We start from the raw sequence: 24,370 nt of genomic DNA, 5'->3' as shown, positions 1-24,370 counted from the left end.
AAGAATGAATAATATTCTGACTGTTAAGAATATAACCAAACGATACCGCAATGGTTCAGGAATTCATAATGTTCATTTTACCGTGAATCAAGGAGAAATTGTGGGACTACTAGGAGCGAATGGAGCAGGAAAAACCACTACCATTCGCTGTTGTCTTGGTCTGTTAGGTCCGGATACGGGCAGCGTGACAGTTGGTGAATTACCAGCTGGGTCACCTGAAGCTTTGAAATCCATTGCCTTTATTCCCGATAATCCGAATCTGTATCCGCTCTTGACAGTCGAAGAGCACCTCTATTTCCGAGCAAAGGCATTTGATCTCAAAGGAGATATTAAGACGCTTGTAGAAGCGGCTTTGCAAGAAGTAGGGCTTTTTGAATTTGCAACTCGTATGGGTGGCGAGTTGTCTCGTGGGCAGCGTCAACGGGTAATTTTGGCAGGAGCGGTTTTACAAAATGCCTCTCTTTATGTTTTGGATGAACCGACAGCTGGCCTAGATCCCGTCTCGATCCAATGGCTAATCGATTGGCTGAAAGTCAAAGCTCAACAGGGAGCGGGTGTGCTGGTTTCTACGCATAACCTTGATTTTCTCTGTAAAGTCGCAACGCGTGTTGTCGTGCTCTCTCAGGGGCAAGTGATTAGAGAAGATATGGTTCCGACGGAGGAAGAGAAATTTCAACACTGGCAAGAGCAGATTGTCAATCTGCTTAAGGGGGAGAGAAAGGATGATTAGGATCCTACACCTTTTGGCGCTTAACAGCATCCGTCAACTTCGCACCGGGATGGGAGTCCGTGGAATGCTGTTGGTTTCGAGTGTTTTTTTCGCTCTTTCGTTTGCCGCTCAATACTTGGTTTTGTCCCATTTGAATGATATGCAATCAAGTGCCACTACCATTGGATGGGGTCTTATTGGAATGCTTTTGTTTTTTTCATTGATAGGGCCTACTTCCACTCAATTGCCAAGTAAAATGGAAGATGTATTTTGGATATATACGACCCCTTATTCAATTCGAAAGGTTGCTCTTGCCGTTGCCGTCTGGAGAGGATTGCTTCGATTTGGTATTTGGCTGTTGTCAGCTCTGATGGCAAACTTGGCAAATCTATTGTTGAAGGGCATTTCAAATTTCGATTTTCTTAGTGTGCTGTACGGTTTACCCGTCCTTTTTGCCCTTTCCTTGTGGCAGGTAGGAGCTTCCTGCACCCGTGGACATAAACTCCTTTCTAAATTGCTCTTTTGGTTTTCGTTGATTGGTGGTTTGCTTATCCTAAGTTTGGTCGTGATGCTGTTAAAGGACGGAAAAATTGTTCATGGTTTGTTGGCTGGCTCATTGTTCGTACTTGCCCAAGGTATGGGAGGAGTTATGATTGGATTGACTAATTCTTTGGGATTTTTGGAGATTGGTCTTATCATCCTGGTTGGGTTGATCTTTTTGTTCGTTCCCTCGCAGAGCAAAATCAAAGAGAATGCTGTGATGGACGCCATTTATTGGGCAGACATAGCAAGCCGGAACAACATGCCGATGTCAACAACTAAGTATAAGAAAGGCGCCACTTCTTGGCGGGGGGGCGCAAAGTATCGCAAAGAGTGGGCTTTTCTATGGATGGAGTTAGCAGTGTTACGCAGAAGGCGGCTACGAATGACTTTTCAATTTCTGTTGTCGGTTGCGGTTGTAGCTTTGGTGGCTCGCAAGTACTCCTTGCTGCTCTATTTTTTGCCGATACTAGTTGCCTTTTCTACTCTGTTCAGCGGCTATTACTCGGGTACGATGCGTCATCTGCAGACGGGAGACTTGATGCTTTTGCCTGGTAAACTAAGCAAGAAAGTGATCGGTTCTGAGATACCCTATCTGTTATTTGCGCTGTTTAACCTGTTGATGTATTTGGTCGTGGGTGGTTTCGCTGCCCAGTGGAAGATCGATCGAATTATTGATCTTTTTGCCATTTGTATCGGAGTGGTGGTAATTACATATAGTATTCGCATTATGAGCATTGCTCGGGCCAATTTCCAAGACGGTCGAGTGACTCCTGTCTCGTATTTTTATAATGTCTTTCGTTTATTTTTCGTGGCTATTCTGCTTAACTTTCTTCTGATGGAAGTGACTGTTCGGTTAGACGGCAATCCTGCACCAGTGTTGTTGGTGAGTGATCTTCTGGCTGGATGGTTGACTTGGATAGCGGCCCTACGGTTTCTCAAAAGCAGCACGCTAAAGGGAGGACAGGCGGGGATGGCCAAAAAATGGGATTACACGTCCTCCATTTTGGCAATCTCTATTTGTGCAGTTCTTGCCTTTACAGGATATCTTATTTATAACCGAACTCATCTTGAACCACAACCGGCTATCGCTGGCATCAAATGCGATATGATGGAGCAAGACCGCTATCACATCCATGTGCATCTCGATATTTATGTCGATGGAAAGCACCAAACACTACCAAAATTTATCGGAATCTCGGAAAAGGGTGGTTGTATGTATTGGCTACATACTCATGATGATTCCGGTATTATTCATGTAGAGTCGCCAGTGAAAAAGGATTATACGCTAGGCGAATTTTTTCTAATCTGGCACAAACCATTGTCGAAAAAGCAGGTTGCTGATTGGGTGGCACCAAGTGGTACGGAAGTGAAAGCCTATGTCAATGGCAAGGAATATACAGGCGACCCGTCGAATATAATCTTAGATGCTCATGAGGAAATTGTCTTGCAAATTGGCCCTTCCTGGGTAACACCTCCTAGTTCTTATAAGTTTCCACCAAACTTATAAGAAGCTAGATGAAAATGATTAAAAAGAAAGGAATGTGAAAATAATATGGATCCAAAAGATTTGATGAAGAAAGAAACAAACGCTCTCACCTCTTACGTGCAAGCGTTGGGAAAAAGGGAGTCGATGTGGGAGGCCGCTAAAACGCTAATCAAACAGGGAGATGCATCAGTGCCTGCATTAGTCGAAGGGTTAAGGGATCCTGATCACAATGTACGGTCAATTTCTGCTGTTGTGCTCGGGGAGCTTGGACCTGTTGCGTCGCAAGCGGTCCCTGAACTTATTCAGTTCTTGAAAGATGGCAATCAGGAGGCACGCATGTCTGCTGCCTTGTCCCTGATGAGAATCGGTCCCGCTGCAGAGGAAGCGCTTGAACAGTGTCTAAAAAATGAGGATAAGGAGGTACAGTTTTGGGCAGCTTGGGCGTTAGTCATGAACAATCCGACCAAGCTACATGCTCTCCCGATCTTGCAAGAAGGATGGAACAACAGCAACGACAAATATAAACATCTGGCGGCGGCGGAAGCTTTGTTCAAAGCGATGAATCGCAAGATCGACGAACTGAAAGAATAAGTTTAGTATAAAAAGTGGAATTTACTATATAACCTGAATCCGTGATAGACAAATTCAAGTTTTTTAAAAGGAGATCAATCACAAAAATATATTTATGGCTCTTCACCACAAAATGTACTTGACGATCAAGTCTTTTGGTACGTAAGGATACAAAAAAGCGAAATTTCCTGTATGGTAAAGGTGAGCAAATCATCAACCATGGAGGAATTTCCGCTTACCATCTTCGTTTATCAAAGATAAGAAAAAGAAGAAGGCGATAAGCGTATGCTTTACCGAAAAATAATATTTCTTCTCAAATCGATTGGCTAAAAGATCATACACACAGTATATAATTGCATGAATTAGATGATCATTCCGATGTGCGAAAATATCTCCTCCAAAGTACATCAATCTAAAATGAACCTCTCCCACCTTCATTCCATAAAGAGGTGGGAGTTTCTTACTATCTCCGTCGAAGAAGCTTCTGCGCAGAAGAACGCGGTCTCCTTCTACTCGATGAATTCATCGGAAGCCTTCCCGATGGATTCCGTAAGCAACATCGGCACCACACCGATGGGGCGGTCCAACCCTTCTACTACTTCTTGCTTGCGCAATCCGTAGATACGTTATCTTCGTTTGTATGCTCCAGTGTTTGAAGGTGCCGAGCGGTGCTTTGCTTAAGATATTTCTCGTTCCATGAACGTCACGATGTTCCTCATACCCACACCGGCACACAAACAGGCAGGAAGACACTTTTTTCTCTTTTGACAGACAGGACATGTCTGTCTGGTATATGACTCTTCGATTGCATGCAAGTGAATGCCATGCTGAGTCAGCTTATAAGGGAAATACTTCTTCACTTTCCCAAATGACCAATTCGGGAGTTTTTGCGCTTGTTTGCGGCTTGCCCGCTTTTTCTTTCTCGTGTTCCGCTGCACTACTTCGACGTTTCCGATATACACATCAGAGGCGGCCTGCTTTATTTAAACACCAGTCGACAAACTGTTTCGTTATTTTATGTAGCGCATCTCGCAACTGTCTTTCAGATTTTGATAACAAATATTGTTTTGCCCGTTCATACTTTTTCCATTGACGCGATCCTTTTTGACATTTAGATTGGCACAACTGAATTTCCGTCAGTTTTTTATTCCCCAACTGGTGAAGGGAGCGTATTTTTCTTCCAGTGATGAGAAGGGCTTGACCGTTTTCGCAAAACGCTCCAATGGTATACACTTTCCCAAGATCGACTCGACGGATGAACCGAGTTCATACGCTTTGACCTCTTGCCCATCTTCATACGTCACGGTCAAATAAAGACCGTGATCAAAGCAGCATTCGATTTCTTTGATCGCTCCCTTTGGCAGACGCGACGCATACACGACGATCGGCTTTTCCCGTGATGAATGCCCATCGACAGTTCAATTTTTCCGTTTTCATACGCTTTGAAACGTTACATGGAAAAATGATAAATCCCATTTTTTATATGGACAACTTTATTTTCCAGCATTCCGGTGATTCCACATAAAAACGGACGGTTGATGAGCGCGCTGTCGATTGAAGAGGCAAGGTCCTTTATGTCATATAGGCGTACCGCTATATTTCCAATCAGAAGTTCGGAATAAACGCCAAATTCATCTTGGCATGACGTCACCGATGGTGCAGGCACGTCAAAGAGATGGCAATATTTTTCGATGGACCGATCCAACTCTTTTACCGCGATTCCAATAGAAGAAAGCAATGGAGTGCCGATAGGGTGGTGCCATAACGGAGCCATGGCATGCAGGCGCACTTGTTCCGGTTCGCCCCACTGAATAAAAAACGGGTAGCGACACGTATCTTCCTGCTCGTCCTCAATAAACAGCATCGACCAGCTTAATACGGTACCATCTTCCCGCTCACGGCTTCCGGCAAACGGACCGATCGGCTTTAATCCTTTCGCTTCAATATGCGCCACTAGCTCATCCATCTGCTCCGTGCGGAAAGCGAATTGAGAGAAGCCTTCTCCTTTATAAAAATCTTCGACAATTTGCTGAATGAGTGGATTATCCGAGGTTTTCGCTTTTTCGAAATCAGTAAAGCCGATCCATTCAATATACCGCAAATCTTGGAAATAATTGAGACAATTATATGTTCCCCAAGCTAAATGCTTTCCGCCGTTGATCGCCTGAAACCCCATTAACTGAAATGCTGTTTTTGCTTCTTCAGGATTTTTCGTAAAGTGGACGAGATGATCAAACATGATATCCATCATCATCGCTTCTCCTTTTACTAGGCAGTTTGCTTTTCATTATATGTAGTTCCTGCTCATACAAGGTGGTGTTGCAATATGCTTTCGATATTGCCGAGCCGGTCAAGCACTTGAAGAAAAAATGCCTCGCTCATCAATTTGAAAACCGATTATTTTCTATATCCTAGCACATATGTTCGTTTTCATCAAGAATATAGCTGGAAGTCATTTTTATATTCTTGTACAGAACGTATGGCAAATGTTGCTTCATTCGTTGAAAGTTTGGTATCATCATAGTATTGTGGTAGGTCGAACTCATTGGAGGTGAAAAAGATGTCAAGAATTTCCATCGAACAAGTCAAACATGTGGCGCATTTGGCGCGTTTGGCGATTACCGATGAAGAAGCGGAAATGTTTGCGAAGCAGTTGGACGCGATTATTACGTTTGCTGAGCAATTAAATGAACTCGATACAGAGAACGTTCCGCCAACCTCGCACGTGCTTGATATGAAAAACGTGATGCGCGAAGATGTGCCGACACCGGGGCTTCCGCGCGAAGAAGTGCTGAAAAACGCGCCGGATCACCAAGACGGTCAGTTTCGCGTGCCAGCGATTTTAGAGTAAGGAGGGGGAAGCAATGTCATTATTTGACCATAAAATTTCCGAATTACATCGTTTATTACATAAAAAAGAAATTTCTGTTTCTGATTTAGTCGATGAATCATTCCGCCGCATTGGCGAAGTGGAAGAAAAAGTGCAAGCGTTTTTAACACTAAATGAGGAAAACGCGCGCGCGAAAGCGAAAGAGTTAGATGACAAACTGGCGAAAGAAGAAAACGATTTCGGTACGCTTTTTGGCATGCCAATTGGTATTAAAGATAATATTGTGACAAAAGGATTGCGCACAACATGTGCAAGCAAAATTTTGTATAACTTTGACCCGATTTACGACGCAACGGTCATGGAGCGCTTGCATGAAGCCGGTGCGATTACGATTGGAAAATTAAACATGGACGAGTTTGCGATGGGGTCTTCCACAGAAAACTCCGGCTTTCAACTGACGCGCAACCCGTGGGATTTAGAGCGTGTGCCGGGCGGCTCCAGCGGCGGTTCCGCTGCGGCAGTAGCGGCAGGCGAAGTACCGTTTGCTTTAGGTTCTGACACGGGTGGTTCGATTCGCCAACCAGCAGCGTTCTGCGGCGTTGTTGGTTTGAAGCCAACATACGGACGCGTATCGCGCTTCGGACTTGTCGCGTTTGCCTCTTCACTTGATCAAATCGGCCCGATTACGCGTACGGTAGAGGACAACGCCTACTTATTGCAAGTCATCGCTGGTTTAGATCCGATGGATTCAACATCGGCAAATGTAGAAGTGCCAAATTATGTAGAGGCGCTTACCGGTGACATTAAAGGCCTAAAAATCGCCGTGCCGAAAGAATATTTAGGCGAAGGCGTATCAGAAGAAGTTCGCCAATCCGTACTTGATGCATTAAAAGTGTTGGAGAAATTAGGAGCGACATGGGAAGAAGTATCGCTTCCGCACTCAAAGTATGCGCTAGCGACTTACTATTTGCTTGCTTCTTCGGAAGCGTCCGCGAACCTTGCCCGTTTTGACGGAGTTCGTTACGGCTACCGCACGGATAATGCGAAAAACTTAATTGATATGTACAAACAAACGCGCAGCGAAGGATTCGGAAATGAAGTGAAACGCCGCATCATGCTCGGTACGTTCGCGTTAAGTTCCGGATATTATGACGCATATTACAAAAAAGCGCAAAAAGTGCGGACATTAATCAAACAAGATTTCGAAAAGGTATTTGAAAAATACGACGTCATTATCGGGCCGACGACGCCGACGCCAGCGTTTAAAATCGGCGAAAAAACGCACGATCCGTTAACAATGTATGCAAACGACATTTTAACGATTCCAGTAAACCTTGCCGGTGTTCCTGGCATTTCTGTACCGTGCGGCTTTGTGAACGGCTTGCCGGTCGGATTACAAATTATCGGCAAACATTTTGATGAAAGCACGATTTACCGTGTCGCCCATGCGTTCGAGCAAGCGACCGACTATCATAAACAAAAACCAGCGTTATAAGGGGGGAAACATGATGAATTTTGAAACGGTCATTGGTCTTGAAGTTCACGTCGAGCTAAAGACAAAATCGAAAATTTTCTCCAGCAGCCCAAATGCGTTCGGAGCGCCCCCAAACACGCAAACGAACGTCATTGATTTAGGATACCCAGGGGTTCTCCCAGTGTTGAACAAACAAGCAGTCGAATTTGCGATGAAAGCGGCGATGGCGCTAAACTGCGAAATCGCGACCGAAACGAAATTTGACCGCAAAAACTACTTCTATCCGGATAACCCGAAAGCGTATCAAATTTCGCAATACGATCAGCCGCTTGGCAGAAACGGCTGGATTGAAATTGAAGTGAACGGCAAAAAGAAAAAAATCGGCATCACTCGCATTCATTTGGAAGAAGACGCCGGAAAATTAACGCATACCGGCGACGGTTATTCGCTTGTCGATTTTAACCGACAAGGCACTCCATTAATTGAGATTGTGTCAGAACCGGATATCCGCTCCCCAGAAGAAGCGTATGCGTATTTGGAAAAATTAAAATCAATCATCCAATATACAGGCGTGTCCGATTGTAAAATGGAAGAAGGTTCGCTTCGCTGCGACGCGAATATTTCCCTTCGTCCAATTGGCGCGACCGAATTTGGTACGAAAACAGAGTTGAAAAACTTAAACTCGTTTAACTTCGTGCGTATGGGCTTGGAATACGAAGCGAAACGGCAAGAGAAAATTTTGCTTTCCGGAGGCGTCATCCAGCAAGAAACGCGGCGCTTTGATGAAGCGACGAAAACAACGGTGCTCATGCGCGTGAAAGAAGGTTCGGAAGACTATCGTTACTTCCCAGAGCCGGATCTTGTCATGCTGTATATCGATGACGAATGGAAAGAGCGCGTCCGCGCATCGATTCCAGAGCTGCCGGATGCGCGCAAAAAACGCTACATCGAAGAACTTGGCCTGCCGGAATACGATGCGAAAGTGCTGACGCTGACAAAAGAAATGGCCGACTTTTTCGAAGCGACGGTGGCAAACGGAGCGGATCCGAAACTGGCTTCCAACTGGCTCATGGTCGAAGTGTCGGGATACTTAAACGCCGAGCAAAAAGAACTGCATGAGATCGCGTTGACGCCGGAAAGCTTGGCCGGCATGATTAAGCTCATTCAAAATGGCACGATTTCATCGAAAATCGCGAAAAAGGTATTTAAAGAGCTCGTTGAAAAAGGCGGAGACCCAGAAAAAATCGTCAAAGAAAAAGGGCTTGTGCAAATTTCCGACGAAGCGACATTGCGCAAAATCGTCATTGAAGTGCTCGACGCCAATCCGCAATCGATCGAAGACTATAAAAACGGTAAAGACCGCGCGCTTGGCTTCTTAGTTGGCCAAGTGATGAAAGCGACAAAAGGACAAGCCAACCCGCCGCTTGTTAATAAGTTGCTAATAGAAGAAATGAATAAACGATAAACAATCAAAAGCTGGCTGTTATATACAGCCAGCTTTTACTTTATTTTAAAAAACTTCCTATTGATGTTTTGGATAATCCACATGCGTGAAAGAAAGGAATACTATTACGCCAAAGCAAAGAAACTAGGATTGTTTTCTTCCGGCGAAGAACAATCTATTTCGTCTCGTCAACCATTGGATGGGGCGGAACGGACATCATCATCGTTTCTGCATGGCTGTTTGGTTTTTTCATTTTGGTCTTTCTGATCATCCTCTTCAACGTGATCGTTCCATGTATGAAAAAGTTTGTTCCGCAAACAGGTTGTTTTCGGAGGAACTTTGACATGTTTCACATGGCAGAATCATCAATAAGGAAAAAGTCCTGATTGCCATCTGGCAAAACAGGAATATATCATGATTTATCCTGATTTTCCCTATGTTACCATTTAAGTAGAAGGTATAAATTGGGAGGAGAAAATCAAGGTGGCGTCTTTATCAGAATCGATCAAACAAGAAGTGAAACGCAAGGACTACGAGACGATGATGGATGGTCTTAAGTCTTATCAGAGGCAGGTCGAAGAAACAATCGGGGATTTTCGGCATGGGACTCTAGCATTTTATCCCGTAAGTGCCGAGAATGTCCCGAATTGGCAGAAAAAAACGGGGAAAGCGCATGAGTCGATATCCGGGAGCTTGCGGCAAATGATGGATGCAACGGCAGACGGTCTTCTTCATGAAATAACCAGGGAAATCGCCCAGATTCGCCAAAAGATAGAGGAACGGCAATGACGACGATTCTAGTCAAACCAGAAGAGTTGGAAACGGTAGCAAAGCATATCCCAAATGCGGAAGAAGCTTGCCAGCGTGCGCAGGAATCTCTTTCTTGGACACTTCCTTCTTTAGCCATGGAGATTCCCGTCATTGGCTTTGGAGCCATTCATGAGCTCAAGGATGAACTGCTTCATTGGCTCCGCCGCTATGAAGAAAAGCTGAATGAAGCGGAGGAGCTGCTGTATCGGACGGCCGCGGCAATAAGACAAGCAGACCAAACGCTTGCCGACAACATGAAAGAATTCGGTCTGGAGCTTAGTGGTTGGTATGACTTGCAGCGATTGTTTGGAGAATACGACCCAATCACCGGAGAACGGATATCCGGATGGGGATGCCTGGTTGCGGGAGGAATGCTGTTGGCTTCGGTTATTCCTCCAGTCAAAGGGGCAGGGATCGCCGGCAAAGCGGGGATCAAAGGGGCGAAAGCGGCGGAAGCAGCAGCGGATGTTTCTAAATTGGTCTCGCAAATGAAACATGTCCTCCACTATGATAAAATCATGCCTGCCCTTCGGGAGATATACCTCCAAGTTGTAAAAGCGCCAATCACTCAAACGATCCGCTCATTTAAGAAACAATGGGACAACCTTCTTGACAGCGTTCCATCTGTCCAATGGCGACCGGCATTTGCAGGGATAGGTCCAGTGTCAAGGGCAGGGATACAGGAGACCGCAGAAGAATCCGCCAGTTCCATACGCTTTTCGATGAGTCAAGCCGGGGATGGAGTAATTGGGAAAGGAAAGGGTGGTGTTGCACATAAGGATACGGGTAATGTTAAGCCCGGGGACAGTAGTCCTATTGCACCTGGTGGCGGACTAGCGGCACATGAAGCAAAGGGTGGGCATTTGATTGCCAAACACGTTGGAAAGACAGATGCTGAGTTATTGCAACGGTTAAAAGATGACCCTAAAATAACAGGTGCATCAACTTTTAAAGATAGAGCTACTGCTGAGAAAATTGTTAGTAAAGTTCTAAACGATCCAGAAAACATAAAAAAAATACAAAAGTGGCTATCAAATCCTAATAGTAGACCGACCTTACCATTAAGATATAAAGGGGATGGCGAGGTTATTGGACGAAGCGTTGAAAGAGGATCAAATGTTGTTGAAAATGTAACTAACGCAAAAATCGTGCTAAAAAAAGATGGAAAGGGTAACTTTATTCTGACAGGTTATCCAACCAAATAAAAGAGAAATATCAATATAAAGGAGAAATATCAATGAATGATCATCAGGCTTTTGAGGAAGTAGCTGACTTTTTAGCTGGAACTTTCCATCAAGATATGGGGTCACCAGAACAAGCATTAGCTGATTTTATAGTTGAATCCACAAAGGAATGTTTAGAGTTTACCTTAGAAAGTTTACTGGTTTTTATGAGAACAAATACAACCGAAAAAGAAAAAGAAGAATTCATTAAATCTCATGCGGAAATTTATTTTCCTGCTATGGGATTAACACCTTTAGAATGGTTGGAAAACGTAATTGAACAATTAAAAGAAGCTGTAAAAACAAAATAGGACTATAAATTTTTGAATACCTTGACTGAGTGAAAACTCTTTCAAGGTTTCTTTTTACTAAGAGGGAAGTGACGAATAAAACTCGAAAGCAACAACTTATACACTTTTATGAAATGAGAAAGGAAGTCACCTGAATACAGCGAAATATAGAGAAACTGCAACGACGACGATTCTAGTCAAACCAGAAGAGTTGGAAACGGTAGCAAAGCATATCCCAAATGCGGAAGAAGCTTGCCAGCGTGCGCAGGAATCTCTTTCTTGGACACTTCCTTCTTTAGCCATGGAGATTCCCGTCATCGGCTTTGGAGCCATTCATGAGCTCAAGGACGAACTGCTTCATTGGCTCCGCCGCTATGAAGAAAAGCTGAATGAAGCGGAGGAGCTGCTGTATCGGACGGCCGCGGCAATAAGACAAGCAGACCAAACGCTTGCCGACAACATGAAAGAATTCGGTCTGGAGCTTAGTGGTTGGTATGACTTGCAGCGATTGTTTAGAGAATACGACCGATCACCGGAGAACGGATTTCGGCAGGAGACCGCTGGCTGGCGGGAGGAATGCTATTGGCTTCTCTTATTCCTCCGGTCAAAGGGATAGGAATAGCCGGCAAAGCGGGGATCAAAGGAGCGAAAGCGGCGGAAACCGCAGCGGATGTTTCCAATTAGTCTCGCAAACGAAACATGTTCTCCGCTATGATAAAGTTATGCCTGCCCTTCAAGCGGCGTATCTCCACGTGGTAAAAGCGCCGATTACCAACACAATCTGTTCGTTCAAAAAGCAATGAAATGACCTTCTCGCCAGCATTCCATTTGTCCGTGGCAGCCGGACTTGGCGGGAATCGGCCCAGCGCCCTGCGTATGGATGGAGCGAAGAGAGAAAGAAGCGGTAGAGGTAAAGTCTAAAGTACATGAGAAACGTAACAGTAATCAAATAAGCATATGATATGAGGCTGGCTCAAAAGGTCGCTGAATTCGCCTTTGAGTCAGCCTCCTTCACTTATCTGCGAAATTCTCATTCCACTGGCCATGTATCATGCTTGAACGCATGATGACGCCAACAGGCCGGTCATCGTCCAATATCCAAATGGTTTAATACGGATGCATCTGTTGTATAGGAGGCAATCACATCCATATCACCGTTTTTCGGTGCTTCCTATATTCCTCCACCTGGCGCTTGCAACATAGAGGATTCAGTGAATTTTGCCATAAATTATTCTTAAATTTTCCAAAGAAAATGCACAAATTGGGATTAAAGTTAATAGATGTAGATGTGTCAACAAAATGCCGGGGGTGATTGGATGAACATGACGCATTACATGGAACTGTTAGCGGTGAATCAACCTTGGAATTTGATTTTATTTATGGCTATTCCCGTTGCTCTTGCGGAGACCATTGCAATAACGGAGCTAGCCATTCTTTTTACTCGCCGTTTCGATGGAATGATGCGTAAAGTCAACAAAATATGCAGCATCATTGTTGGTGTTTACTTTTTAGTAATTTTTATTTACTTATTTGTTAATGCTGTCATTCCGTTTACATTGAATGGGGAATGGCGCGGATGGATTGATATCATTGCGGTAGGATTCTATTTAATGGGAGTCCTTCCGTTATTGGGATTAAGTCTAATCGATTTAGGCATAATCGGGCGGAGATGGAGCGAGGAACAAAAGTTGAAATATCATTCCACTTTCGTTGGTATATTTTTAGTAGTAGCCCATATTGCCATGATTTTTGGAATGCTCGATCCATCGATCGGCGGCCATTCTCATCATATGCATATGTAAAAAATAAAGCGGTATGGCGCTTAGAAGCATCATACCGCTTTATTTTTTACATACACGGGCGAAGAATGGCTGACGATTGATGCATCAAGAATGATAAAAGTTGCCAACAAACTCGGGATGGCATTTTCACATTTTGTGTTGCCATCCCTTATTTCATGCATCGCTATTTTGTTTTCTTTCCCATAATTCCTATTGAATTTTGAGGATACGGGAGTATATCAGAGCATTTCTAAGAATACGGAATCTGCTCCTGAGTCAACATGGCAAATTGGTAAATATGCAAAGATATAGCTCTATACCAAACTTGTAAACAACATCCAATTGACGATATGCTATTATTGTGACCGTTTTCACCCGTTATTCCCATTTTATGGCCTCTCCTTGCCACTGCACATCACTTCAGCACAATCTATATCAATAACGCATGCATAATCACATAAAGGAGGAATTTCATTGCGAAAATGCTTGTTTCTATTTTTATCCGCTGCCATGTTGTTCACTTTAAGCGCCTGCGGAGCTGGCGAAAAAGCGGAGAAAGGGAAAATTGTTGTCGCGGGTAAAAAGTTTACTGAACAGGTGATTTTAACCCACTTGCTTGCCGAATATTTGAAGGCGAACACCGATTTAGACGTAGAAGTGGAAGATAGTTTGGGCGGCGCGTTTATGCTGCAGCAAGCCATGGAAAAGGGAGATGTCGATTTATACGTGGAATATACGGGTACTGGCTACTTAAACATTTTAAAAAACAAATACGATCCATCGAAAACACCGGAAGAAATTTATGAAGAAACGAAAAAGCAGTATAAAGAAAAGTTTAACATCGCATGGCTGAAGCCGCTCGGCTTTAACAACACTTACGCCCTCGCAATGCGCAAAGAACTTGCCGACAAACTGGGTGTAAAAACGTACTCCGACCTCGCCAAGAAATCTGATCAGCTTGTATTCGGCTCCGATGCGGAATTTTTTGAGCGGAGCGACGGGTATGACGGGTTAGTTGAGACATACGGCTTTAAGTTTAAGAAAACTACCAACATTGATCCTGACTTGCAGTATGAAGCGGCAAAAAACGGCGATATCGATGTCATTACCGCCTATACGACCGATGCACGCATTAAAAAATACCACCTCGTTGTGCTTAAAGATGACAAACACTACTTCCCGCCTTATCACGCTGTGCCGATTATCCGTCAAGAAGCACTTGATGCCAACCCTGGATTGGAGAAAGTTTTGAATAAGCTCGAAGGTGTTTTAACGGATGAAAAAATGATGGAACTCAACGCGCAAGTAAATATGGAAGGAAAAAGTCCAAAACAAGTGGCCATTGACTTTTTGAAAGCAGAAGGATTGATAGATTAATGTTTTCTCATAGCAAAGGTGGGATGAGGATGATTCGCTTTGAAAATGTATGGAAACAATATGACGACGGTTTTGTCGCATTGAAAAATATTAATCTCGAAATTCAAAAAGGAGAATTGGTCACTTTAATCGGGCCAAGCGGATGCGGAAAAACGACGACGATGCGGATGATTAACCGCCTGATTGAACCGACGTCTGGAACGATATATATTGACGGGCAGGACATTGCAAAAATGAATCCAGTGGAACTTCGACGCAACATTGGCTATGTCATCCAGCAAATCGGGCTGTTCCCTCATATGACGATTGCGGAAAATATCGCTTTAGTGCCGAAACTGAAAAAATGGGAGCCGTCCGCCTATCAAAAACGGGTTGACGAACTGCTCGATCTTGTCGGATTAGATCCAGCAACGTTTAAACATCGCTACCCGTCGGAACTCAGCGGTGGCCAGCAGCAGCGGGTCGGCGTCATTCGTGCCCTTGCCGCAGAGCCTGACATCATTTTGATGGATGAGCCGTTTAGCGCGCTCGATCCGATCAGCCGTGAACAGCTGCAAGAGGATATTGTGAAATTGCAGGAAGAAATTCAAAAGACAATTGTGTTTGTCACCCATGATATGGATGAAGCCATTAAAATTGCCAACCGCATTGCGATTATGAAAGACGGAGAAATCGTGCAATTTGCTACGCCGGATCAAATTTTGCGCCGTCCTGCCAACTCATTCGTACGCGGCTTTATTGGAGAGAACCGTCTGGCACAAAGACAGACAGCCGTGCCGACAGCGGAAGATTTAATGTCCCATTCCATCGCCACGGTATCGCCAAAGCGCGGATTGGCCGAGGCCTTCCGGTTTATGAAAGAGAAAAAAGTAGACAGCTTAATCGTTACGGATAAAAAGCAATCCTTTCTTGGTGTCGTGACATTAAAAGAACTAGAAAAACATTATCATCAGGAACATCTTCTTGTGGCGGACATTGCTGATTTCGATGTGACGACACTAACAAAGGATGCGGATGTGACGGACGTCGCGGAAATTTTCCATCAACGGGACGTCAGCGCCATCCCTGTATTGGACGGGGATCGCCTTGTCGGCGTCATCACGAGATCGAGCATGATGCGCGGGCTGGCGGAATGGGAGTTTCAAAAGCAACCGTGAAGGTGGGATGAGAAATGGATTTGCTAAACACGCTGATAGAACGAAAACAAGAGATTTGGATCGCTTTCCAAGAACATATTTTGCTTTCCGGAATCGCGATGATCATTGCGATTTTATTCGCCGTTCCGCTTGGCATCGTCTTGACAAGATATAAAAAGCTGGCTGAACCAATCATCGGCATCGCTGCTATTATTCAAACGATTCCAAGCCTTGCTTTGTTAGGATTTATGCTTCCGATCTTTGGAATCGGGAAATTGCCGGCTATTATTGCGTTAACGTTATATGCACTGCTTCCGATTTTGCGCAATACGTATACAGGCATCCTTGGCGTCGATCCCGCGCTTGTCGATGCCGGCCGAGGAATGGGAATGACATCGCGGCAAATTTTATGGATGGTCGAGCTTCCCCTTTCCTTGCCAGTGATTATGGCAGGCGTACGGACGTCTACTGTTTTGACGATCGGCGTGGCGGCGCTCGCAACCTTTATCGGCGCCGGCGGCTTAGGTGATCTCATTGACCGCGGACTGCGGATCGCCGATAAAAATTTGATTTTGGCCGGTGCCATCCCAGCAGCGATTTTAGCGATTTTATTTGATCTTTTATTGCGGAAGCTAGAAAATAAAGTAACACCAAAAGGCTTAAAATCATAGCAAAAAAAGAGGAAGGGCCGTATTCCTTCCTCTTTTTTATCGTAAACGTGCCTGCCGCTGTTCGCCCAATTAGAGGACAAGTAGCTAGTCTTTAACACATGATTTGGGTGGCTTTTCCTTTCCGTTCGTGGACATCAAGAGAAGAGTGCGCCATACTTCGCAGTGAGGACTTCTTGACCATGGTGGACGGCTTCGCTGATTGCTTTTGTTTCATTGACTTTTTCATCGAGAAACACAAATAGCTGTTTTTACGTGGTTAAACGTTCTTTCATGCTCGTTATGTCTTCTTCTAAAGCGGATGATCGTTCTGTCATATAATATTATCCATGGCGAAAAAATGTCGTCGACTTCCAATCGTGCAAAAAGCGCAGAGGATCGACGGGACTTCTTTTTTCCTTTCCTCTCTGCAGCCATCAGCATTTTCATCTATTGACGAAATTTTCAAAATGGCGTATACTTGGACATAACTATATTAGAAAAACGTTAATACATCACCGTTTTTGGGGTGATCGTAACGACGGAGAATTGCAACCTAAATGAAAAGTAATATAATGATATTGAAAATATCGTTTGCATCTTAACTATGAGGAATTGAAACTATTCTGAAAGTAGGAGTTTGTATCTTAACTATAAGGAATTGAAAGAAATATGATGGCAAGCTAACCAATCCAAACGGTTATCTTACCTATAAGGAATGGGAACTAAATGAATGATCAAATTTCTTCCCCGATCGAGCTGGTATCCTGCTTGCCAAAAGGTATAGGCCGGAAAATGGCTGTGATAGGTAAATTTTACTAATAGTGAAAGCAAGAAGAGGCAGTTGAATGCGGCCTCTTCTTTTTTGTTTTTCATTGATATAACCATTCATTTCGCAAAACACAAAATTTAAAAATTCAATGCTCTTTTTTTTGTGCTATTTTGGTACAATGTAGTAAAAAAGTATGATGATGGGGTGGTATGTTGATAGAGACAATAGCGCAAATAGGGTGTATAGAATCGGGAGGAAAGTACCGAGAAGCTATCGACCAATTTATTGAAAACCCAGGCTATCCCCATTGCATACATATTCTTCTTCAAAGAGGGAGCGACGGTGCATTTGCTTGGAAAGGCTGTGAAGTAGAGGAACAAAAATCTGATTTTCGTAAATATTTATTTCGCAGCGGCTCTTCCCGCGGGGTAAACTACTCGCCTACAGCCAAAATCACAACAGTAGAGAATACGTACCAGCAAAAAGTGTTAGGATGGTTTAAGAAAATGTGCAAAGTCAATAGAAATGACTTCTTCCGTGGCATTCAAAAAGTATTGGAAAAAGAAAAAGACCGCATTTTGCAAGAATTACAAAGCAAGTTGGCGCTTTCTAGTGAAAGGACGATTCTTTCTTTAAAGGTGGACGGGTCGTATCTCTATGATATTCCTGAGTTTCGTGATGCGTTTCTGTTTTTGATCAATGAAAAGGATTTGGAATTATCCGCGTCTAATCAAGTTTGTTCCATTTGCGGGCAGCGGAAAGATACTGTTATTGGCAAAATGTCGGTGTTCCGCTTTTATACGCTTGATAAGCCGGGATTTATCACCGGAGGATTGGATGAAGAAAAGGCGTGGAGAAATTATCCTGTTTGTCTTTCTTGTAAGTCATATATTGAAGAAGGAAGAAGATTTATTGAAGAGAATCTTCGTTTTCAATTTTATGGATTTTCCTATTTGCTTATCCCCAAGCCGATCGTTCCTGTTGCAGAGGATGATGGTTTTGCAGAGGTGTTGGAATATTTATCTTCCCATAAAAAAGGAGTGCGGATTCATCAGAAGCAGATCGAATCGTTTATGACCACGGAAGAAGATGTCATGGACATGTTGAAGGATATGAAAAATGTCGTTTCTATCCAGCTATTATTCTTGCAAAAAATTCAAAGTGCGGAACGAATTCTGCTTTTGATCGAAGATGTGTTGCCTTCAAGAATCAGCGAACTGTTCAAAGCCAAGTCCTATGTCGAACAACATCTATATGCGGAAGGAAATCATTCATTCCATTTTGGATTTATCCGGACTTTCTTCCATAATTCGTACGACAAATATTTTTTGCACATCGTCGAGTCGGTATTCAAAAAGCGGTCGCTTTCTATTTCTTTTTTGGCCAAATTCATTATGGAACAGTTGCGCAAAGAATTGCCTGCTTACCAATCAGGGGAACCGTCTTTCTTTTATAAAACGAGGCAGGCTATTGCCATAATTGTATTTTTAGAGCAGGCTGGTGTGTTGCCGGTTAAAGGAGGAACTGCCATGAGCGAAAAATTTGGTGCGCTGTTTGAAAAGTATGGAAAGCAGCTAGATACTCCGGAAAAGAAAGCTGTTTTTCTGCTTGGTTCATTGACGCAAATGCTTCTCGACATTCAACAAAACAAGTACGGCAGCAAGCCTTTTCTAAAGCAATTAATGGGGCTGAAAATGGATGAGCGGGCCGTAAAAGGGCTGCTTCCGAAAGTAATCAATAAGTTGGAAGAGTATGAATCCTATCATTTTATCCATAAGCAGTTAGCTGAGGAAATTTCCACTTTATTTTTGTTTTCATCCTCAAGGTGGAAAATGTCAGTAGATGAATTGAATTTTTATTTTGCTTGCGGCATGAATCTAGTTTCGAAGGTTAGAGAATCATTAATGGCAAAGGAGGAGGCATAATATGCTGCAAAATCGCTCTGAACTATTGTTTTTATATGATGTACAATGGGCCAATCCAAACGGGGATCCAGTTGATGAGAATAAACCAAGGATTGATGAAGAAACGGGAAGAAACATTGTAACAGATGTTCGGCTAAAGCGCACCATTCGAGACTATTTATATGATTATTGTCATCAAGAAATTTTTGTGCGCGAAATTGCGGGAGAAAATGAGTACATCCAGGATGCGAAAATGCGGGCGGAAGATTTTTTAGTCAAAGACGGCGAAAAATTGGATAAATCCAAACTGTCGCTTGCCGAGATGAAACGGATTATTAATGAGGAGATATTGCGTCAGTGCATTGATGTTCGTCTGTTTGGCGTGACGCTGCCTATCGAAAAAAACGCAAAAGAAAAAAGCTCTATTACCCATACAGGACCGGTTCAATTCAAAATGGGGCAGTCGCTTCACACAGTCAAACTGGAATATATTAAAGGAACAGGCGCTTTTGCATCGGGAAGCGGGATGATGCAAAAAACATTCCGGGAAGAATATGTTCTCCCTTATTCCCTTATTGCCTTTTACGGGGTTATCAATGAAACGGCTGCCGCGTATACGAAACTGACGGAAGAAGATGTGCAATTGTTGTTCGATGCGATGTGGAATGGCACGAAAAATTTGATTTCGCGCTCTAAAGCAGGACAAATTCCCCGCTTATTGCTTCGTGTTGTCTATAAGGAAAAACATTTTCATATCGGCGAGCTAGATAAATATATTTCTTTGCACTCAGAAAAAGTCGATGAGGAAATCCGCGATGTGTCCGACTATGTGCTCGATACTGCACCATTGATCCGTGTTATGGAAAAAGAAAAAGAGAAAATTGAAAGAGTGGAGATCAAAAAAGATGATCGCCTTGTGTGCAGTGAAGATATTATCGAAAGTTTGAAAGCTGCTAGAATTCCAGTAGAGGTCAAATAGCAAGGAATGAAGGACATGAATGTGCTTGTATTTGATATTCGTGCGGATTTCGGACATTTTCGCAAAATCTATTCTACGTCATCGCCTTTGACTTATTCGATCATTCCGCCCACATCTTTTTTTGGCATATTGGGGGCCATTATTGGTTTGGGAAAAGAGGAAAACGCATATTTGAGCTATGTGAATCATGAAACGGTCAACATGGCGATTCGCATTATGAGCCCAGTTCGGAAAATACGGATGGGATTGAACCATGTCAATACGAAGGGAAATATATGGGTTCCAAAGCAACGGCGCGAAGGGGCGCGGACGCAAATCCGTACCGAGTTTTTGCGGTTTCCGCATTTTCGCTGCTATGTCCATGTAAAAGAGCAGTCTTTGTTTCAACAGTTAATCGATTATATACAGCAACACCGAAGTGTATATACTGTCTGCATGGGGCTTAGTGAGTGCATCGCTGATGTCCAATACGTTTCTTTGGAGGAATTTCGCTTAGTGAACAACCATGCGGAGGCTGTTTCGATTGCTTCGGTGATTCCCGAAAAATATGTGACATCCCTTTGTATCGAATCGGGAAAGGAATATAGAAAGGAACGGTTCGCTTTTCAGATCAACGAGGAACGAATTGTGTCCGATTACGAAGAAATTTTGTTTGAAGCGAGCGGAGAAGCCATCCGTGCGGTTGTGTCCCATTATTGGGAAAACAAGACGGGAGAGCGTATTGTATTTTTGTACGATCACGGAAAGGAATGATGAGATGTATTCTCATCTTCATTATCACTTGTCTAAACATTTAGAGCGAGTAGAGCATCTCTCCTTCCTGTTTTTGTCGGCGAAAAACTTCAATCGCAAAGCAATCATAGTTTTCTCAATGGAACAAACGGATTGCCGTTTTTGATGACATCAACAAAGCGATGGTTTTTTCAATGGTATCTTCTAGGTACAAAATTCTGTGTTCGAGTGCGAAATAGCTGTCGCCAATTATCAAAAATTGAAAATGAAACTACAAAAACATCATGGCTCCAGACGAAGATTCCGTCATTTTTTACACCTTTCGTACACAAAAATATTCCATGCGGGAAGAAATGGGATTGAAAAAGGTGGAGATGAATTCATCCTTTAGAAAGTAGGGAAACGATGCGATTGACGATCACGATGAGCGGGCGAGAGAAGCCGGTTACTCTCCCGCTTCATTATCAACAACAACTGCAAGGATTGCTATATCATTCTTTGCAAAATCCAACATTCGCTCATTTTTTACATGAAGTCGGATTTCGCAAGGGGAAGCGGTCGTTCAAACTGTTTACGTTTAGCCGTCTTTTCGGTTCTCATCAACTAAACTTAGAGCGAAAGACGATTACGTTTTACGATGAGTTCCATTGGCATGTCGGCACCGTATTGCCGGAAGTAACGCAAGAGCTTGGGGAATATTTGTTGTTGCGTTCAGATGTGCAAATAGGTGGACAGCCTGTGGAAGTAAAGCGAATTGACGTAGAAAAGCGAGAGATTAAAAGCGAAGAAATTGAAATAGAGATGCTTTCGCCGCTAACGGTTTACAGCACGTACGAAACCGTCGACGGAAGCAAAAAAACGCAATTTTTTAGTCCATATGATGAAGTATTTTCTCATTTAGTCGAATTAAATTTCCGCAATAAATATGAAGCGTATTACGGCGTTCCGCCAAAAGAACGGTTATTTATCGAACCGATTCGCGTAACCGAAAAGCATAAAGTCGTAACGGTTTTTAAAGGATTTTATATTACCGCTTGGCTCGGATATTATCGCCTTCGTTCGTCTCCAGGCAACTTAACCTTTTTGTATCGCGTAGGTATTGGCGGACGAAACTCCCAAGGTTTCGGCATGTTTCGCCTTCTTTTCGAACGCTGAGCACTTCCTTTGTTTGTCGTCGACCTCCAATCGTGCAAAAAGCGTGGGGGATTGACGACATTTTTTCCTTACCTCCCTACAGCCATCGGCGTTTTCGTATATTGACGGAATTTTCAAAATGGCGTATACTGAACATAACGACATTGGAAAAACGTTGATACATCAACGTTTTTTAGGTTTTTATCTTAACTATAAGGAATTGAAAACCGAAATTGGGATACGATGAAAGCGAAAGCCGGTGAGTTTTATCTTACCTATGGGGAATTAAAAGAAATCGGCATCATCCGGCCAACCTCTGTTTTTATCTTAAGTACGAAAAATGGAAAACGTGCTAATATCGTAAGAAATTGAGCCAGCGTTCCAGCGTGATAGGATAATGGTAACTGTTCATTTTTATCATACCTGCGAGCAATTGTGATAGTGGTTCTGGCAGTCTTTCCTTCATAATGTCAATATCACGTTGTGACCTATTTGCGCATTCTCGTTTCTCTCTAGCACGATGCTAAGGAGAAACGAGTTTTTTATTGCACCTTTATGGTGCGCATGTTCTAATAGTGATTGATAAGAAAATATGTAGGAAGAGCTTGGTCTTTCTTGTAGGGAATGATATAAAAAATTTTATTTTCGAAACAAGGGGTGAGGGCTGATGGAAAAAGAGGCGATCATTCGCTTTGAGCGGGTGACGAAAATATATGACGGCCAAGTAGTGTTGGATGACATCAGCTTTGATATCGAACGAGGCAAATTTTATACGCTGCTGGGGCCGTCGGGATGCGGGAAGACGACGATTCTTCGTTTGATCGCGGGGTTTACGGAGCCGACGGAAGGGACGATTTATTTTCATGGAAAACCGGTCAATCATATTCCGGCCAATAAGCGGCAGGTCAATACGGTATTTCAAGATTATGCCTTGTTTCCGCATTTGAACGTGTTCGAAAACGTGGCGTTCGGGTTGCGGATCAAAAAGAAAAAACAAGCGGAGATTCGTGAAAAAGTGATGGAAGCACTCCGGTTTGTCAATTTGGAAGGATACGAGAATCGAAGTGTGCAAGAAATGTCTGGCGGACAGCGGCAGCGGGTGGCGATTGCGCGCGCGATCGTCAACGAGCCAGAGGTGCTTCTGCTCGATGAACCGCTGTCAGCGCTTGATTTGAAGCTGCGCACGGAAATGCAGTATGAGCTTCGCGAACTGCAGCGCCGTTTAGGAATTACGTTTATTTTTGTCACGCACGATCAAGAAGAGGCATTGGCGATGTCTGATCAAATTTTTGTCCTGAACAAAGGGAAGATTCAGCAGAGCGGCACGCCGAAAGAAATTTATGATGAGCCGGTTAACCGTTTTGTCGCCGATTTTATCGGGGAGTCCAACATTTTGCGCGGAGTTATGCTCAAAGACTACCTCGTTGAATTTGCGGGAAAGCGGTTTATGTGCGTTGATAAAGGATTTCGTCCGAATGAACCGGTCGATGTCGTCATCCGTCCGGAAGATTTGCAAATAACGACGCGCGCCCAAGGAAAGCTGCAAGTGCGCGTCGATTCGCAGTTGTTCCGCGGCGTGCACTACGAGCTGTGCTGCTATGACGAGGATGGCAATGAGTGGCTTGTCCATTCGACGAAAAAAGCGGAAGTCGGCGAAGAAATCGGTCTTTATTTTGACCCTGAGGCGATTCATGTTATGCGCATCAGCGAGGAGGATGGAGAGAAAATCGATGAAAACTAGCATACGCAACGTTTATTTATTGCCGTATGTCGTTTGGATAGGGATATTTGTCGTCGCGCCGATTCTGTTGATCGTGTATTACTCCTTTTTTGATATTGAAGGAAAGTGGACGTTGTCCAATTATAAAATGTTTTTTACGCCGATTTATTTAAAAATGGCGGCGAGTTCCGTTTGGTATGCGTTGTTGGTGACGTTCTTTTCCTTGTTGATTGCCTATCCGGCCGCGTACGCTCTGACGAAAACGAAGCATAAACAGCTTTGGCTGCTTTTTCTGATTTTACCGACATGGGTGAACTTATTGTTAAAAGTGTATGCGTTTCTCGGGATTTTTGGTACTTACGGATTGGCAAACGCCATATTGGCGGCGGTCGGCATTGGCCCCAAGCAAATTTTGTTTACTGATTTTAGTTTTGTGTTTGTATCGGTGTATATCTTTATTCCGTTTATGCTTTTGCCAATTTTTAATGCGCTTGAGGAATTGAATCCATCGCTTGTCGATGCGGTGCGCGACCTTGGCGCTTCGGCGTGGACGACGTTTCGCCGTGTTGTATTCCCGCTGACGCTTGATGGAGTAAAAGCAGGATGTCAGGCGGTGTTTATCCCGTCCCTGTCCTTGTTTATGATCACAAGGCTTATTGCGGGAAACCGTGTGATTACGCTTGGCACGGCGATCGAAGAACATTTTCTTGTCACGCAAAACTGGGGCATGGGCTCGACGATTGCGGTGTTTCTGATTATCGCCATGGCGGCCGTTGTCGCTGTGACAGGAAACCGGAAGCGAGGGTGAA

23 protein-coding genes and 2 pseudogenes are annotated in these 24,370 nt (G+C 43.7%); 21 read left to right on the top strand and 4 right to left on the bottom strand.

Annotation, left to right across the window (positions count from 1 at the left end; all coding sequences use genetic code 11):
• Nucleotides 1-4: 4 nt before the first annotated feature.
• The 3 genes from BV455_RS07075 to BV455_RS07065 are packed head-to-tail and all read left to right on the top strand — an operon-like array spanning nucleotide 5 to nucleotide 3,329.
• Nucleotides 5-730, top strand: coding sequence for an ABC transporter ATP-binding protein (locus BV455_RS07075; protein WP_218687890.1), 726 nt, complete (start codon nucleotides 5-7; stop codon nucleotides 728-730).
• Nucleotides 723-2,759, top strand: coding sequence for a sporulation killing factor system integral membrane protein (skfF, locus tag BV455_RS07070; RefSeq protein ID WP_218687889.1), 2,037 nt, complete (start codon nucleotides 723-725; stop codon nucleotides 2,757-2,759). The genes BV455_RS07075 and skfF overlap by 8 nt, the downstream gene beginning before the upstream one ends.
• Before the next feature lie 45 nt (nucleotides 2,760-2,804).
• On the top strand, nucleotides 2,805-3,329 hold the full coding sequence (locus BV455_RS07065; RefSeq protein ID WP_218687888.1) for a HEAT repeat domain-containing protein: 525 nt from the start codon (nucleotides 2,805-2,807) through the stop codon (nucleotides 3,327-3,329).
• A 656-nt stretch (nucleotides 3,330-3,985) separates the two neighbouring features.
• Here the strand turns inward: BV455_RS07065 and BV455_RS21050 are convergent.
• The 4 genes from BV455_RS21050 to BV455_RS07055 all read right to left on the bottom strand — a co-directional run bounded on the left by BV455_RS21050 (nucleotide 3,986) and on the right by BV455_RS07055 (nucleotide 5,556).
• Nucleotides 3,986-4,168 carry a zinc ribbon domain-containing protein gene (locus BV455_RS21050; RefSeq protein WP_425057547.1) on the bottom strand — a complete coding sequence of 61 codons (183 nt, stop codon included), beginning with the start codon at nucleotides 4,166-4,168 and terminating at the stop codon, nucleotides 3,986-3,988.
• A 103-nt stretch (nucleotides 4,169-4,271) separates the two neighbouring features.
• On the bottom strand, nucleotides 4,272-4,541 hold the full coding sequence (locus BV455_RS20775) for a hypothetical protein (protein WP_342393771.1): 270 nt from the start codon (nucleotides 4,539-4,541) through the stop codon (nucleotides 4,272-4,274).
• Entirely contained in the window at nucleotides 4,445-4,687 is a 243-nt protein-coding gene (locus tag BV455_RS20290; RefSeq protein WP_245005338.1) for a hypothetical protein, read from the bottom strand. The genes BV455_RS20775 and BV455_RS20290 overlap by 97 nt, the downstream gene beginning before the upstream one ends.
• A 71-nt stretch (nucleotides 4,688-4,758) precedes the next feature.
• The gene (locus tag BV455_RS07055) at nucleotides 4,759-5,556 is read right to left on the bottom strand and encodes a VOC family protein (RefSeq protein ID WP_218688024.1); all 798 of its coding nucleotides are present in this window, start codon (nucleotides 5,554-5,556) and stop codon (nucleotides 4,759-4,761) included.
• A 312-nt stretch (nucleotides 5,557-5,868) separates the two neighbouring features.
• Between BV455_RS07055 and gatC the strand changes: the two genes are divergently transcribed.
• From gatC to BV455_RS06970, 18 genes and pseudogenes are all read left to right on the top strand, one after another.
• Nucleotides 5,869-6,159 carry an Asp-tRNA(Asn)/Glu-tRNA(Gln) amidotransferase subunit GatC gene (gene gatC / locus BV455_RS07050; protein ID WP_218687887.1) on the top strand — a complete coding sequence of 97 codons (291 nt, stop codon included), beginning with the start codon at nucleotides 5,869-5,871 and terminating at the stop codon, nucleotides 6,157-6,159.
• 13 nt (nucleotides 6,160-6,172) lie between these two features.
• Nucleotides 6,173-7,633, top strand: a complete 1,461-nt coding sequence (gatA, locus tag BV455_RS07045) for an Asp-tRNA(Asn)/Glu-tRNA(Gln) amidotransferase subunit GatA (protein ID WP_042408885.1) — start codon at nucleotides 6,173-6,175, stop codon at nucleotides 7,631-7,633.
• A 13-nt stretch (nucleotides 7,634-7,646) separates the two neighbouring features.
• The gene (gene gatB / locus BV455_RS07040) at nucleotides 7,647-9,077 is read left to right on the top strand and encodes an Asp-tRNA(Asn)/Glu-tRNA(Gln) amidotransferase subunit GatB (protein WP_042408883.1); all 1,431 of its coding nucleotides are present in this window, start codon (nucleotides 7,647-7,649) and stop codon (nucleotides 9,075-9,077) included.
• Nucleotides 9,078-9,539: 462 nt separating this feature from the next.
• On the top strand, nucleotides 9,540-9,845 hold the full coding sequence (locus BV455_RS07035) for a hypothetical protein (protein WP_061580015.1): 306 nt from the start codon (nucleotides 9,540-9,542) through the stop codon (nucleotides 9,843-9,845).
• The gene (locus tag BV455_RS07030; protein WP_061580016.1) at nucleotides 9,842-11,071 is read left to right on the top strand and encodes an RNase A-like domain-containing protein; all 1,230 of its coding nucleotides are present in this window, start codon (nucleotides 9,842-9,844) and stop codon (nucleotides 11,069-11,071) included. The genes BV455_RS07035 and BV455_RS07030 overlap by 4 nt, the downstream gene beginning before the upstream one ends.
• Nucleotides 11,072-11,103: 32 nt before the next feature.
• Complete coding sequence (locus BV455_RS07025; RefSeq protein WP_061580017.1) at nucleotides 11,104-11,400, top strand: contact-dependent growth inhibition system immunity protein; 297 nt, start codon at nucleotides 11,104-11,106, stop codon at nucleotides 11,398-11,400.
• A 130-nt stretch (nucleotides 11,401-11,530) separates the two neighbouring features.
• A pseudogene (locus BV455_RS07020) lies at nucleotides 11,531-12,283 on the top strand (pre-toxin TG domain-containing protein); the annotation flags it as partial.
• 412 nt (nucleotides 12,284-12,695) lie between these two features.
• The gene (locus tag BV455_RS07015) at nucleotides 12,696-13,181 is read left to right on the top strand and encodes a DUF6803 family protein (RefSeq protein WP_017434395.1); all 486 of its coding nucleotides are present in this window, start codon (nucleotides 12,696-12,698) and stop codon (nucleotides 13,179-13,181) included.
• A 489-nt stretch (nucleotides 13,182-13,670) separates the two neighbouring features.
• Nucleotides 13,671-14,537 (top strand): glycine betaine ABC transporter substrate-binding protein, encoded by an 867-nt coding sequence (locus tag BV455_RS07010; protein ID WP_174407485.1) that lies wholly within the window; start codon nucleotides 13,671-13,673, stop codon nucleotides 14,535-14,537.
• A gap of 29 nt (nucleotides 14,538-14,566) precedes the next feature.
• Entirely contained in the window at nucleotides 14,567-15,694 is a 1,128-nt protein-coding gene (locus tag BV455_RS07005) for an ABC transporter ATP-binding protein (RefSeq protein WP_042408873.1), read from the top strand.
• Between the two features lie 14 nt (nucleotides 15,695-15,708).
• The gene (locus BV455_RS07000) at nucleotides 15,709-16,344 is read left to right on the top strand and encodes an ABC transporter permease (RefSeq protein WP_017434392.1); all 636 of its coding nucleotides are present in this window, start codon (nucleotides 15,709-15,711) and stop codon (nucleotides 16,342-16,344) included.
• Nucleotides 16,345-17,301: 957 nt separating this feature from the next.
• Nucleotides 17,302-19,017: a TIGR02556 family CRISPR-associated protein gene (locus tag BV455_RS06995; protein ID WP_218687886.1), complete on the top strand. Its 1,716-nt coding sequence runs from the start codon at nucleotides 17,302-17,304 to the stop codon at nucleotides 19,015-19,017.
• Nucleotide 19,018: 1 nt separating this feature from the next.
• Nucleotides 19,019-19,975 (top strand): type I-B CRISPR-associated protein Cas7/Csh2, encoded by a 957-nt coding sequence (gene cas7b / locus BV455_RS06990; protein ID WP_042408872.1) that lies wholly within the window; start codon nucleotides 19,019-19,021, stop codon nucleotides 19,973-19,975.
• Between the two features lie 15 nt (nucleotides 19,976-19,990).
• A complete protein-coding gene (gene cas5b, locus BV455_RS06985) occupies nucleotides 19,991-20,728 on the top strand; it encodes a type I-B CRISPR-associated protein Cas5b (RefSeq protein WP_042408870.1) in 738 nt (245 codons plus the stop codon).
• A gap of 187 nt (nucleotides 20,729-20,915) precedes the next feature.
• Nucleotides 20,916-21,098: pseudogene (locus BV455_RS20910) on the top strand (CRISPR-associated endonuclease Cas2); the annotation flags it as partial.
• Between the two features lie 14 nt (nucleotides 21,099-21,112).
• Nucleotides 21,113-21,862, top strand: coding sequence for a CRISPR-associated endoribonuclease Cas6 (gene cas6, locus BV455_RS06980; protein WP_017434388.1), 750 nt, complete (start codon nucleotides 21,113-21,115; stop codon nucleotides 21,860-21,862).
• A 646-nt stretch (nucleotides 21,863-22,508) separates the two neighbouring features.
• Nucleotides 22,509-23,582: an ABC transporter ATP-binding protein gene (locus BV455_RS06975; protein ID WP_042408869.1), complete on the top strand. Its 1,074-nt coding sequence runs from the start codon at nucleotides 22,509-22,511 to the stop codon at nucleotides 23,580-23,582.
• Nucleotides 23,572-24,369, top strand: coding sequence for an ABC transporter permease (locus BV455_RS06970; RefSeq protein ID WP_218687885.1), 798 nt, complete (start codon nucleotides 23,572-23,574; stop codon nucleotides 24,367-24,369). The genes BV455_RS06975 and BV455_RS06970 overlap by 11 nt, the downstream gene beginning before the upstream one ends.
• Nucleotide 24,370 lies beyond the last annotated feature (1 nt).

The sequence above is a fragment of the Parageobacillus caldoxylosilyticus genome (genome assembly GCF_019272935.1).
Classification (GTDB): domain Bacteria; phylum Bacillota; class Bacilli; order Bacillales; family Anoxybacillaceae; genus Saccharococcus; species Saccharococcus caldoxylosilyticus.
This window is presented reverse-complemented; position numbering and strand designations above follow the sequence as displayed.